At 45.9% G+C, this 13,362-nt stretch carries 12 protein-coding genes; 7 read left to right on the top strand and 5 right to left on the bottom strand.

What is annotated here, in order from left to right:
- Window positions 1-358: 358 nt before the first annotated feature.
- Window positions 359-2,449, bottom strand: a complete 2,091-nt coding sequence (locus AC0KUT_RS16910; RefSeq protein ID WP_488831580.1) for a BNR-4 repeat-containing protein — start codon at window positions 2,447-2,449, stop codon at window positions 359-361.
- A gap of 349 nt (window positions 2,450-2,798) precedes the next feature.
- Between AC0KUT_RS16910 and AC0KUT_RS16905 the strand changes: the two genes are divergently transcribed.
- Window positions 2,799-3,203, top strand: a complete 405-nt coding sequence (locus tag AC0KUT_RS16905) for a DUF1801 domain-containing protein (protein WP_488831579.1) — start codon at window positions 2,799-2,801, stop codon at window positions 3,201-3,203.
- Window positions 3,204-3,261: 58 nt separating this feature from the next.
- Window positions 3,262-3,717, top strand: a complete 456-nt coding sequence (locus tag AC0KUT_RS16900) for a DUF6194 family protein (RefSeq protein ID WP_488831578.1) — start codon at window positions 3,262-3,264, stop codon at window positions 3,715-3,717.
- A gap of 6 nt (window positions 3,718-3,723) precedes the next feature.
- On the opposite strand, the gene AC0KUT_RS16895 is transcribed toward AC0KUT_RS16900, so the two are convergent.
- On the bottom strand, window positions 3,724-5,034 hold the full coding sequence (locus tag AC0KUT_RS16895; RefSeq protein ID WP_488831577.1) for an AGE family epimerase/isomerase: 1,311 nt from the start codon (window positions 5,032-5,034) through the stop codon (window positions 3,724-3,726).
- Between the two features lie 77 nt (window positions 5,035-5,111).
- Window positions 5,112-6,932: an arylsulfatase gene (locus AC0KUT_RS16890; protein ID WP_488831576.1), complete on the bottom strand. Its 1,821-nt coding sequence runs from the start codon at window positions 6,930-6,932 to the stop codon at window positions 5,112-5,114.
- 323 nt (window positions 6,933-7,255) lie between these two features.
- On the opposite strand from AC0KUT_RS16890, the gene AC0KUT_RS16885 reads away from it, so the two are divergent.
- A complete protein-coding gene (locus AC0KUT_RS16885) occupies window positions 7,256-7,456 on the top strand; it encodes a DUF6194 family protein (protein ID WP_488835775.1) in 201 nt (66 codons plus the stop codon).
- Window positions 7,457-7,502: 46 nt separating this feature from the next.
- Here AC0KUT_RS16885 and AC0KUT_RS16880 read toward each other — a convergent pair whose 3' ends face one another.
- Window positions 7,503-8,243 (bottom strand): alpha/beta fold hydrolase, encoded by a 741-nt coding sequence (locus AC0KUT_RS16880; protein ID WP_488831575.1) that lies wholly within the window; start codon window positions 8,241-8,243, stop codon window positions 7,503-7,505.
- Window positions 8,244-8,320: 77 nt separating this feature from the next.
- On the bottom strand, window positions 8,321-9,445 hold the full coding sequence (locus AC0KUT_RS16875) for a DUF2817 domain-containing protein (protein ID WP_488831574.1): 1,125 nt from the start codon (window positions 9,443-9,445) through the stop codon (window positions 8,321-8,323).
- A 240-nt stretch (window positions 9,446-9,685) separates the two neighbouring features.
- Here AC0KUT_RS16875 and rfbF point away from each other — a divergent pair, with 240 nt between their 5' ends.
- From rfbF to AC0KUT_RS16855, 4 genes are read left to right on the top strand one after another with little or no spacing between them, the layout of a single operon-like run.
- The gene (gene rfbF / locus AC0KUT_RS16870) at window positions 9,686-10,459 is read left to right on the top strand and encodes a glucose-1-phosphate cytidylyltransferase (RefSeq protein WP_488831573.1); all 774 of its coding nucleotides are present in this window, start codon (window positions 9,686-9,688) and stop codon (window positions 10,457-10,459) included.
- The gene (rfbG, locus tag AC0KUT_RS16865; RefSeq protein WP_488831572.1) at window positions 10,420-11,538 is read left to right on the top strand and encodes a CDP-glucose 4,6-dehydratase; all 1,119 of its coding nucleotides are present in this window, start codon (window positions 10,420-10,422) and stop codon (window positions 11,536-11,538) included. Before rfbF ends, rfbG begins: the two co-directional genes overlap by 40 nt.
- Window positions 11,535-12,110: a dTDP-4-dehydrorhamnose 3,5-epimerase family protein gene (locus AC0KUT_RS16860; protein ID WP_488831571.1), complete on the top strand. Its 576-nt coding sequence runs from the start codon at window positions 11,535-11,537 to the stop codon at window positions 12,108-12,110. The genes rfbG and AC0KUT_RS16860 overlap by 4 nt, the downstream gene beginning before the upstream one ends.
- Entirely contained in the window at window positions 12,107-13,327 is a 1,221-nt protein-coding gene (locus AC0KUT_RS16855; protein ID WP_488831569.1) for a methyltransferase domain-containing protein, read from the top strand. Before AC0KUT_RS16860 ends, AC0KUT_RS16855 begins: the two co-directional genes overlap by 4 nt.
- Window positions 13,328-13,362 lie beyond the last annotated feature (35 nt).

Raw genomic sequence — 13,362 nt, 5'->3', positions numbered from 1 at the left:
CCTCGGTAATTATTTTGGGTAGTGTTAATGCCACAAAAATCTGCTGTAAGTATCTCAGTGTAGTTTTTCATTGGGTTAAGTGGGGTCAATATTTGTAAATATGTAATCGGTTTCATTTTGGGTGGTTTGGAATGTTTTTTTGCGCGGGGGTAATGAGGGGAGGGGGGGCCGTGACGGTCAGGTTATTCTTTGAAACGTGTTGGCTTTGGTCTATATCAACCGCTTAATTATGGCTCTCAGGTATTGTGGCTATTGTTGTTTGCCCTAGTGTTGTTGCGTTAGCAGCAGGTTGTGTTGGCTTAGTCTTTATCGTAAAAAAGCACCCAACAACAGTTAGGTGCTATTTCGTGCGAATGTGTTATTCCGCTAGGCGTAGCTCGTAAACCCAAATGGGGGAGGGGGCGCCGTTTAGGACATCGGTAGTTTTGAATTGCCAGACTAGCGATGCGATCCCCTCTTCTAAGCGTCCAAGATCCCAATTTACTGTTCCGCCATCATTCAGCGCTTGGGTTCCTTTGGGGCCCTGCACCTGCGGCAAGGCTATTTGCTTCCAGTCGGTGAAGTTGGTGGCGCGTGTAGCGTAGGAAATAGTTGAGCTGCCCAGTGAGTAGGCTATGTCGCCCACGAAGCTGATGTTGCCACCGGTGCTGGCATTGCTTGCGCTTAAGCGACTCCAGCTGCCGTTGGGTGTGCCCAGGTAGTGGTTCATTACCTCTTGGCCGTTGGGTGCGTTTAGGTGGCGCATCATGACATGCACATTGCCAGTTTTTGGGTCTATCGCGGAGTTGTTGCTGGTGTTGCTCGGGCCTACATTTTGTGGCACATCCACAACTGGGCGGCCAATATTATCAACCGACAAAAGTTTGTTGCTGTTTAAGTCTGTCACCAAATCGCCCGCTTGGTTGTACCAGGCTACCCCTTCGTCGGGGCTGCGGGCGAAATAGATGCCGTGGCCGCACTTGCGATGGTCGGTCGATTGGTTGAGGCAGCGCGCGGTTTCTTCGCGCCAGATCCAGGTGATTTTTAAATCGCCATTGGGCGCAATAATTGACCCTGCGGCGGCGTAGGGGCCACGTGTACCATAGCTGCCGTTGTAGGTGCCGGTGGGCGAGGAGAATTTTCTGGTGAACAGCCATTTGTGGCTGTCTGCATCATATTTTCCAATAATCATAGCGCCGTTATTGGCGCCGCCGCCGCGGTAATAGAGCACCAAGTTGCCGCGGGTGGTGGCGTAAAAAGCCGGGTAGGTTACCGAGGTTAGGTTGTCGCTAAAGGTGCTGGCGGGCAGCCCGGCATTGGCGTTGTAGGTAAATACTGAATCGTTCCAGACGGTAGTGTCTGGATAGTTGGCCGCACCCACTTTAGTGGCGGCATAGTTAAATGTTTTTGAGTTGTGGTGATCGAAGGTGATGTGGATGACACCATCGCCCGTGGATATGCCAATCTCATTGCGGTTGTGTGCGTCTTCAGAGGTGAGTGTGTAGCCTTTTACTTCGGCGTGCTCCCAGTTGCCGCCCAGTTTGCGGCGCGCCACCATTACTTTTGAGGTTGCTGCATCGCCCTTGCTTCTGTCTTTGCCGGTGTAATAAATCACATATTGGTAGCCTTTATAGGTAATGGCATTTGCGCCAAGTTCATCTTGAAAACGGCGCACACCATTGAGCATGCGGTCGGTACCGTCGGACACATGGGCTTTATCCACTAGCTTCGATGCCGAGAGCACTTCAGCCGTTGCTAAGGGTGTTAAGGCTTTTGGCTCTGGGTCACTTAGGGTTACATTGGCGGGCACCTGGCAGGATTTGCGCGTGCCGGGAATGGGGTCGCCAAATACTGCGTTAGTGCAGGCAGTGGATGCGGTGATGGTTTTAGTTGCCCAAGCGTTTATGGCGCCGTAACGCACAGTTGTTTGACCCTTGAAAGAGCAGGTCTCTTTTTCATCGGCACAATGCTTCCAGGTGATTTGCGCGGGGCTGCTAGAGGCGGGTTTACTGCTCGCTGGTGTTGATGCGGCGGGTTTACTACTGGCGGTTACCGAAGCGGCTGGTTGGCTAGCGCCAGCACAGAGCGCGCCACTAAAGCTAGGTGTTTCTGGGGTCGCTCCGCCTTTGGTGCCTTTCACCCCAAATTCGATAAATTGCCCAGCGGCAATGGTTTTATTCCAGTCTAAATTGGATGCCGAGTAGGGATTGTTGCCGATTAAATTAGTATTCCAGCCATCCACTAGGCGATCTTTATTGTATTGCCAGCTAATGCTCCAGCCGTTGATGTTCGCGCTGCTGTTGTTAGTGATGCGGATAAGTGCGGTAAAACCTGAATTCCATTGATTGCTGACAATGTATTCACACTTAGCGGCTAGCGCATTATTGTTGAGGCAGAAAAAAATTAAACCTACGCAGGTCACTGTTAAAAAATTGCGGTAGGTGTGACAAAAGTGATTTATCGCATTCATGGTTAATTGCCTTTTATAGTTATTAATAGCGAGTAGACGTTTGACTTTTTTCCCCTAAAAAATTATCAAGGTGCAAGCTTAGGGTTGAATTGAATATAGCTCATGGATGCTGATTTTTGTGTCAGCTTTTCTCATGTTTCTATAAGGTGTTTTTTGTAAACGATTGCAAATTGCTGTGTTGTTGGTGAATAGCTCTGCACTCTGTAGAGTATAAAATTGATTTTTGCAGGTGAATCAAAAAAGCAAAATAGAATGCATAAATCCTGCATTATTTTAGCGTTTTCAGGTGCGGTGAAATTAATTTTTTACCGGTAAATTAAACGCGTAGGTGAGCTGATGAGAAATCAATATGGACGCTAGTGTACAAAAGAAGTTTGAAACCTACCCCAGTAGTGCACAAGCCTGCTTTCTTGAGGTTCGCACGGCGATTTTTGCGGTTGCCAAAGCTGAGGGCTTGGGCGTTGTTATGGAAACATTAAAGTGGGGAGAGCCAAGCTACTGCGTGAAAGGGGGCAGTGCGCTCAGGCTTGATTGGAAGCCTAAATTCCCTCAACAATTGTCGCTCTACGTTAATTGTCAAACTTCGTTGGTAGAAACATTTAAAGAAGTATTCGGTGATATTTTTCGGTATCAAGGGCAGCGCGAAATTGTATTTCCACTCGCTGAAGATTTGCCTTTAACTGAGTTGAAAGTCTGTATTTCACTGTCGCTTCGATATCATAAAATTAAAAATCTACGTTTACTTGGTCTATAAAAATTTACTGCTAGGTTTTTCATGCGTGCAGCTAGTCCGTTTATTATAAGGAAATATTATGCAGTCCGAGAAAATCATTGAGTATGTTGTGAATAACCTTGCAGGTGTTATTCCGAAATCCAGTTGGGGGGAAACCTCTTTATTTTACAATCCAGAAAAAGCACTGCCGCATGGGGTGTATTTCTGCACCCTTAAAGAAAAAAATGGAGACAATGACAAGTCGTCTGCGCTGGATAGAGGCGGAGTTTTTAGGCTGAGTATTGGAATTACTAAAAGCAGCTATGAGACGCTATTTGGTACAAAGCCTAAACGGCCCGCTAAGGGTTGCATTATTGATACTGGCCACGACTTTAGCGCCCTCAATGAACTCATGCCGCACCCAATTTACGGCTGGATGAACTGGGTGCAAATCCTCAATCCAGCAGAGGCTAAGTTCTTTGAGATAATCCCGCTTGTCAAAGAGGCCCACGCAAGTGCAGTTTTGAAGTTCAATAAAAAAATCAGACTAATCTAGCGCTAACTAATTAGAGCTTGGTGGTGATTTTTGGCTGTATTTACTTTCAATTAAATAGCGTATTGCTTCGGTGATATGATAAGAGGACTTGCCTTTACTTCCTTTTGGCTCATCTAAAATAGGCTGATTATTTTTGTCAATGTAAAAAAACTCTCCGCCCACTTTATAGTCAATAAAGTTTCCAAAATAAAATTTCTCTAGGGTGGCAAGTTCGCCGCTGTGGCGCTCTGCGTCATAGGATAATGCAATCAGCGCCTCGGAATGTTGCCACCAGGATTTTTTTTCTGATAGAACTGCGTCATCTGTTGGATTAACGTTTTCAAAAAAACCGCCGTTCTTTTTGTCCCATACTGGCTTGGCTAAGGTGATGTCTATGATGTGCTCACCTAGCTGGCGATAGTACTGGCGGTCTTCTTTCGGTAAAAAATTCCACTCGTGTGAACGCAGTAGAAACCAGGCCAGTTGAAAGTTGTGGCCGGGGCTAACACTAAAGCATATCTCATCCTGCTCCTTTTGTTCGCAGGGTTTCCATTGGCGATTAAATTTTGCATTGATCCATCCGTTTTCTTCACTCCATATGTGATGGTGCATAATAATCTGCAGGTTTTCTTGCAAAAACGGTTGATACTTTGCGCGATTCCTAGTGTCGGACAACCAAAGGTTTCCCATGTAAGCCGATATGGGATAGATAAGCGATTGAATTGATTTCTCTGCGGTTTGTTGGCCTGAACTAAGCGAATAATTGTTGTAGAAGCCGCCGTATTGGCGATCATGAAATCGGCGCACAAATGCGTCATGTAAACCGTGAATTGTTTTAAGTAAATTTGCATCGCCGGTATTGCGATACAACTCAGTTAACCCCGTGAGTCCGTAGGCTTGCTGCCATATATCGAGAACGTCATTTGTTTCTGCCACGCCATTGGCTATAGACGGAATAAAATAAGGACCAATGTTGTCGCTGACGACCAGGTTATTTAATAGGTAGTTGGCTGAGTCTTTGGCTTTTTGAATATTTTCCGGAAAATATTTTGCTGAATAAGAAAGGCTATAAATTAACCGGCTCAGGGCGACGGTATGAATACGCGTAGACACTACTGCACCATCATTGGCTATTTCGGAATAATAGGTGTTGAGTTCCTTGTTATAGGCATAGCGGTTAAAAAATTCTAAAGAATTTTTCAATGCGTTTATGCGCAGTCCATCTGTTGATTCGCTGTTTTGGTGGTTGTGCGGTAATGTCGCTGCGAAGCTCTGCTCGGTAAAGGCCAGTACTATAGGCATTAATGATCGAGTAATTACATTTAAAAGTTTGTTCATTTTTTATCGGAATTCATCAGGTTAATGTGGATTTTTGGTGTTATATATTTTTTCGATAGTCAATTGCTACTGAGCAGTTATTTTTTGTATACCACCCTGATGTAGCCAATATTTAACGAGTGCTGCGGGTCAAAATCATTAAAGATCAGTTTAATACTGCTATCTCCTTTAGTTAAATTTAACTGGCCGACATCGTATTCTTTCCAGCTTACAGCAGGAGCTTCATCTGTGTAAGATAGGCGTTTGCCTTCGTCGATTGTGGCAATATATGGCTTGAATTTATTCAGCTTTAATGTGTGCTCGCCAATAGTAAGTGCTACTTGTCCTGCCGCTACATCGGTTGGTGCGAAGTAACCAATATAAAGGTGGTATTTGCCTGTCTGCTTTATGCTAATGGGCCAGAAGGCGACGCTTTTATCGGCGCTAATGGTAGTGATCCAATCGTGTGACCAGCCGTATTTAAATTTGTAATCAATGCCGGTTCCCTGAAGTTCTCCTTCATGCGCCGGAAGAAAAGTTTCGGGAAAGTTTTTATAGCCAATATGAATGGGTAGTGGCCGAAATGCACCATGTTCAGCTATAGTTTTTTCGTACCAATTATCATAAGTGCTCGACAAGTGACGCAAAACATCTTTGTTTTTCTCTGCTAGATTATTTTTCTGACTGGGATCAGATTTAACATCAAACAGATACCAGGAATCGGTTTCGTCTAATACCGCGATCCAATTGCCTTGGCGTACTGCTCCAGGGTTATGTTGCACGGGCTGTTGTTCTGGCCTTGTGGTATTGCGGAAATGATGGGTAAATAACATTCGGTCGGAGAAAGTTTTACCGCTGTTTGCGTCGCCATTTAACAGCGGCAGCAAACTTAAACCGTGAATATTGCTTTTTATCGGAAGTCCAACCAAATCCAAAATGGTGGGCACAACATCGATGTGTTGTGCGATGGTGTCAATTTTTGTGGCTTTGTATTTTTCCGGCCAATAAATTGCGAAGGGCACTCTTACTCCGCCTTCGTCTACTTTTCCTTTCCAGCCTTTCATATGGCCATTAAAGCGATGATGTCCATGCCCAAATGCAGGGCCATTATCAGACAGATAAATAACAATGGTGTTCTTTTCTATGCCGAGGGATTTTATTTTCAGTAGTACACGGCCAACATTGTCATCAAGATTTTCCATCATGCCATAAACAGCAGCCGCATTATTATCTATTCCCTTGGCTTGGTACTTTTCAAATAATATTTTTGGCAGCTCATATGGACTGTGGGGAGTATTAAAAGAAAGATAAGTAAAAAAAGGGGTGTTTTTATTTTTTTCTATAAAGGATAGCGCGGCATCTGTTAAACGATCTGGCAAATAACCGGTGTATTTAATGGCTTTGGCATTGTGCTGAATTTTTCCATCAAAATAGCGGGTGATGTGCCCATCTGCGAAACCGTAAAATTCATCGAAGCCTTGTCCGTTTGGGCTATAAGGGTATTGCAGCCCATTGTGCCACTTACCAAAAATTCCGGTGTTATAACCTTCTGCTTGTAACAGTTCGGCTATTGTATTTTCGGCAATATTTATTTTTTCTCCACCTCGGGTCACACTGAATACACCGGTGGCCAGTGAGTGGCGTCCGGTTAATAAACTTGCTCTTGTTGGTGAGCAAACCGGGCTTACATAAAATCGATCAAACACAACGGATTGGGAGAAGAGACCATCAAGATTTTTAGTATCTACTATTTTGTTGCCGTTGAAACCCAAATCCCCCCAGCCTTGATCGTCCGCCATAATCAATATCACATTGGGCTGAATGGCTTCTTTTGATATTGATTGACTGCTAAATGCAAAGAGCAAAAATGAAAAGAGGATAGGGAAAATGTTCTTCCATTTATTAGTGAAATGAGTCATACGAAGCTCCTAAAAAATCCTATCACACTGTTAACGTGAGAGAGGAAAGGGGGTGAAGCTAAACAGGAAGGCGGCCTTGTGGAGGCGAGTGATTAGATCTGGTGTGCACGAAACATTGCGCATGATGGACTCTGGGGGCGATATATTTTTGGCAATATCTGCGGTGTGCTCACTCATGGTTTTTCACTCTGCATGATGGTTAAGTGTATATGTAATCGGTTACATAAGTAAATATTTTTTATCTTTTATTTTGCTATTAGAAAGGTTTGCACGCTGATTAACGGCTATTTGGTACAAAGCCTAAACGGCCCGCTAAGGGTTGCATTATTGATACTGGCCACGACTTTAGCGCCCTCAATGAACTCATGCCGCACCCAATTTACGGCTGGATGAACTGGGTGCAAATCCTCAATCCAACAGAGGCTAAGTTCTTTGAGATAATCCCGCTTATCAACGAGGCCCACGCAAGTGCTATTTTAAAATTCAATAAAAAAATGAATACTAAAGTTGCGCTGATTCGTTAAGTCTCGTTTTTTTATTTGCTCCATCGCTCCGCTAATTATTACCGCCTCAATCGAGCGCTGCTTGCCAGCGCGCAATTTCACCTAGCACCCAATTGGCATCATCCATGGGAAGGTCGTGCCCCGCTGAAGGGTGCTTTACTAATGGCCAGTTGAATTGTTGGGCGAGGTTTTCGCTTGCATGCACTGACACTAAGCGGTCGCGTTCACTTGCTAATACCAAGCCAGCTACTACGCAGGTGGGCTGTGGCCGAAACGCAGCGGCAGCGCGCAACATAGTCGTTATAGTTTTACGGCTAACAGGGCGCAGTTGTTGTATGGCGAGCCATTGGCGTTGATGCTGTTCATAAGCTTGTACATTATTGCTTACCAATCTTAATACTCTTGTCTCCCTTGTGCGCCAGTCGCCCAACAGTGCTCGTAACATGCTGGGCAGGGCGTTGGGGCGCAGGCGCCACCACCAAGGTTGATTGCCAGCGCTGGAGTTAATAAGCACAACCCCACCAAGTTCTGCAGGAAAGCGCTGCGCCCAATCTAATGCGACCATGCCGCCCATGGAGATTCCTACTAGATAAATTTCACTCGCGGGCGCGATATTCAATTGGCTGCGGGCGTAATCGGTCATGGCGGTGACGGAGTTGAGAGCGGTTTGTTGGTAATTAAGCCCGCAGCCGGGGAAGTCGATGAGGTGGACTTGGCAGGCATCGCCCACAGCCGCGTGCAAATGCGCGGGGAAGTCTAGCCAGTGTGCCGCCTCGCGCGCGAGGCCGCGCAATAAAATAAAGTGCATAATGATTCTCGTATACTGAATTCTTTACATTCGTTGCCGTTTTATTTTTCTTGAATTTTCAGAGTTTTAATTACCTATTAACTAAACCATAAGCTATTCGCCGTTTGCGTGAGTATGCCGGTTTGTTTTTTGTCGGGTAGCCAATGTTGGTGGTTGAGCGTTGCTGCGAGCATAAAATCTAATAACACTAAATGACGGCGCAGTACGCGGGTGTGGCGATGCTGTGTTTGCGGGTTGAATAGTCCCGCAAAATTTAGTAGTTGCCGTGGGCTTTTTTTTACCCACAACCAAGAACCCATCTCCAGTGTCAATGGTAAAAAGTGCGCCTGATTTTGCGCGCGCGATTGATAGTAAAAGTAATCCCACAGATCGCCGTGAGATAAGTAGTGAATAGATTGTGGCTCTATTAAATAGGTGTGATTGGGGTAGGTTCGCTCCCACAGCATTTTCAGCGCGACATATTGCGCGATGTTTGCAATGGGCTTTTTGCGATAGGCGTGGGGAAACCAGAGGCGATCTTGCATGCCGAGCCCCGAGTGCAAATCCACTACGGTAGCGAAGGGACGATTAAAAATATAGCGCTGCAGTACGCGTTCTAAGGCGAGGTTTTCCTCTTCCATCTCACCGCGCTTGCGCCCGCGATACCAGGGCAAAAGTGGTCCAAGTCGATGGCCTCCTCCCAGGAAGGGTACTCGGCCTTCTGCGTCTATTGGCGCGTTGCGATTGAGATCTACGCCATTGCCATTGCTGCGTTGATTTAAGTACATTCCCACGGGGTTCAAAATAGGCATGAGAACTAATTGAATTTGCGCAAGCTGTTGTTGCAACTGCATGTCCCAGCTTAAACGCTCAAGCAGTGTGTGCAGCCAAGCGATTAACACTTGGCTGCCAATGCGTTCTATGCCGTGCATGCCGCCCGTCAATAATAATGTGGGAGCATTCGCCGCGCGGGAACCTAGGCGGAGCGAGTAAAGCGGCAATTCTAGGGTTTGATTGCGGCAATTGTTTGCCTCATCGGCCTCATCGTCTTCCGCTAGGTATTCCAAGGTTTGCTCGACGCGCACCTCAATATGTTGCAGGTGTTGGCGGATGATGCGTTCAAGATCCAGTAATTCCGGGATTTTCTGTTTCAGTAATTTGCGCGCCTCTATCGAGCGCAAACCTAATAAATCAGGAGGAGTTACTACTTCATAGCTTGTCATGTGCGCCGCCGCAAGAGTCCTTGGTGGGCTGAGCATAGCGGCTTTTGTGGAATGAAATATTACGGTTGTGTGAATTCAAATAATATCCAGATGCAGGCGTGTGTCTATGGGCTTATTACTAGGCGGTACAAACATTGCAAGTTATGGGTTATAGACGTTGGTTTTGGTGTGGATGGGTTGGGTGGTTATTGTGTTTATGATTTCTATACTAGAACAATAAGAATTAATGAGAGAGTAGCTATGAAGGCTGTCATTTTAGCGGGGGGGCTCGGTACCCGCATTTCCGAAGAGACTCACCTAAGGCCAAAACCGATGATTGAAATTGGCGGCAAGCCAATTCTATGGCACATCATGAAAATGTATTCTGCCCACGGCATAAATGATTTTATTGTGTGCTGTGGTTACAAGGGCTATGTGATTAAAGAGTATTTTGCGAATTATTTCTTGCATATGTCTGATGTGACCTTTGATATGTCCAGCAATCAAATGCAGGTTCATCATCGCGCCGCAGAACCTTGGCGCGTCACCTTGTTAAATACCGGTGAGCACACATTGACAGGCGGCCGTTTAAAATATGCACAAGAGTTTTTAGCGGGCGAGGATGCTTTCTGTTTTACTTATGGAGATGGTTTGTCGGATGTGAATATTGGTGAGTTGGTGGCGTTTCATCGACAGCATAAAAAAAAGGCAACCGTGACCGCCGTGCAGCCGCCGGGGCGCTATGGCGCACTGACCTGTGATGGCAATCAAGTATTAGGTTTTACCGAAAAACCACCTGGTGATGGCGGCATGATTAATGGCGGGTTTTTTGTGCTTTCGCCGGAGTGTATCGATCTTATTGATGGGGATCAGGTTAGTTGGGAGGAGCAACCTCTCAGAACATTGGCTGAGTCCCAGCAGTTGATGGCGTACCAGCATCATGGCTTTTGGCAGCCAATGGATACGCTGCGCGATAGGAATCATTTGGAATCGCTATGGGCGAGTGGCAAGGCGCCTTGGAAGTCGTGGGAATGATTCTATTTGCTGATATTTTTCGTGGGCGAAAAATTGTGGTCACTGGGCATACTGGGTTTAAAGGCAGTTGGCTCACGCTTTGGTTAAGACAACTCGGCGCGAATGTAACAGGCATAGCATTGCCGCCGGATACACAGCCATCCCATTGGAATTTGCTGAATACCGCGCATGTCAGTCACAACGCAGATATTAATAATCTCCCTCAGATTAAAAAATTAATGCAAGCCGCGCAGCCCGAGCTTGTTATTCACTTGGCCGCACAACCTTTGGTGTGTAGTTCTTACGCGCAGCCTTTGCTCACTTGGCAAACCAATGTGATGGGTACGGCAAATGTGTTGGAGGCGTGTCGTGAGCTGACTTCTCTACGTGGGATTTTAGTCATTACGACCGATAAGGTTTATGAAAACCATGAAGACGGCGTTGCTTTCGTCGAAGCGGATTCATTGGGTGGGTACGATCCCTACAGCGCGTCTAAGGCCGCGTGTGAATTAGTCGTGCAGAGTTATAGACGTAGTTTTTTTGCTCCCAAGGGTGTGCTGGTGGCAACGGCGCGCGCGGGCAATGTTGTCGGCGGTGGCGATTGGGCGAGTGATCGCTTAATTCCTGATATTATTCGAAGTATGCATGAACAAAGCCCTTTAATCATTCGCAACCCTTTCGCGGTACGGCCTTGGCAACATGTGTTGGACTCGTTATCAGGTTACTTATGTTTGGCGCATCGTTTGTTGACGGGTGATAATGATAAAGCCGTGGCGTGGAATTTTGGGCCAGATTCGACACAGCGAAAAACGGTGGAAGATCTTTTAGTGCAAATGAAAATACATTGGCCGGCGCTAGCTTGGTGTGAGAATTCATCGTCACAGGTACACGAAGCGGAACAGTTAAGATTAGACAGCGCTGCTGCGCGCTTGCATTTAGGGTGGCAGCCGATTTGGAGCTTCGAAAAAACGGCAAGGTATACCGCTGAATGGTATCAGCATTTTTATTTTAATCAGGAGCTAATGTCTCAGCGGCAGCTAGATGACTATATTAGTGATGCGGTAGTGGGTGGCGCGGCATGGGCCAATAATAAGTTATGAAAAATAAATTAGCGGTAATAGATACCGCATTATCTGGCGTTAAGTTAATCGAATCAAATTCTATTGCTGATAATAGGGGTTCTTTTAGCCGCTGGTTTTGTTTGAGTGAGTTGCAGGAGATTCTTGCTGGCCAAGAAATTCGCCAAATAAATCATTCTGTGAATTTATCGGTAGGTACTGTGCGCGGTATGCACTACCGTTTGACAACGGTAGGGCAGCAAAGCAGCGAATACAAACTGGTGCGCTGTATTCGCGGTAGGGTTCATGATGTAATTTTAGATTTGCGCGCGGGTTCAGCAACCTTTGGTGAGAGTTTTGCAGTCGAATTAAGTGAAGATAATCAAACAATGCTATTGATTCCGCCCGGTTGTGCCCATGGCTTTCAAGTGTTGGCGGATAACAGCCAGCTACTCTATTTACACACCCAAGACTATGAGCCTGAACTTGATGCAGGCGTTAGTGTTGAAGACCCGCAGTTTGCGATTCAATGGCCGTTGCCAATAATAAATTTATCTGCTCGCGATCAATCCTTTCCGTTGTATTCAGTTTCAGCATATGAGGCGAACCTATGAAGTGTAGGCACTGTGAGCGGGATCTTACTTTACCTTTTATTGATTTAGGGATCATGCCTCCGTCGAATGCTTACCTCTCTTCACGTGAAGAATGCGAAAATGAAAAATCTTTTCCCTTAAAAGTGTGGGTGTGTCAGCACTGTTGGTTGGTGCAGACAGAAGATTACAATCGTGCTGAGGAGTTATTTACTGCAGATTACGCCTACTTTTCGTCAACGTCTGCCACATGGGTTGCTCATGCGAAGTGTTTCGCGGAGCAAGCTATTGCACAGTTGAATTTAACTACACAGAGTTTTGTTGTGGAACTGGCCGCGAATGATGGTTACTTACTGCAATATTTTGTCGGTGCGGGAATCCCCTGTTTAGGGGTAGAACCTACGGCTGCCACCGCGGCTGCCGCGAAGAGCAAAGGCATTAATGTTGTAGAAGTGTTTTTTGGTAAGGCGCAGGCTCATTCACTGCGCGAACATTATGGTCACGCTGATTTGATTGTTGCGAATAATGTTTTGGCGCATGTGCCTGCGATTAACGATTTTGTTGCGGGCATAGCGGCTATGCTTAAACCTGATGGTGTCTGCAGTGTAGAGTTTCCGCATTTAGTAAACCTAATAAAATACAAACAGTTCGACACCATCTATCACGAACACTATTCCTATTTGTCGCTACACAGTCTGCGCATAATTCTGCAGGCTGCGGGTCTGTATGTTTTTAAAGTAGAAGTGTTGTCTACTCATGGCGGCAGCCTGCGGGTCTGGTCGAGCCTAGTGTCATCTAGGACTGTTGAGCCTAGCGTTGAGATGATCCTTGCTGATGAGGCGAGCATGGGTATGACGACGAAAGAAGGTTATGGCGGCTTTCAATCTGAGATAGTGCGTGTGGCAAATGATTTCTTAGATTTTTTGCAACAAGCCAAACAAAAAAATAAAACAGTAGTTGCCTATGGTGCAGCGGCAAAAGGCAATACTTTCTTGAATTACTTGAAAGTCGACAAAACCATAATTTCTGCTGTGTTTGATGCGGCAACCTCCAAGCAGGGCAAGTTTTTACCCGGTAGTCATATTCCCATATTATCGCCTGCACAACTTGCGTCCTATGAACCAGATTATGTGGTGATATTACCGTGGAATATTCGAGAAGAAATTATGGCGCAGTTAAAACCTGATGTTTCTGCGAACTGTAAATTTGTGACTACGATTCCTGAATTGCTAATAAGCTAAGTGTATTGGTGTGAGTTATTTGACGCTAGCAGTCG

This window comes from Cellvibrio sp. 25HG11W-0, from assembly GCF_057815475.1.
This window is presented reverse-complemented; position numbering and strand designations above follow the sequence as displayed.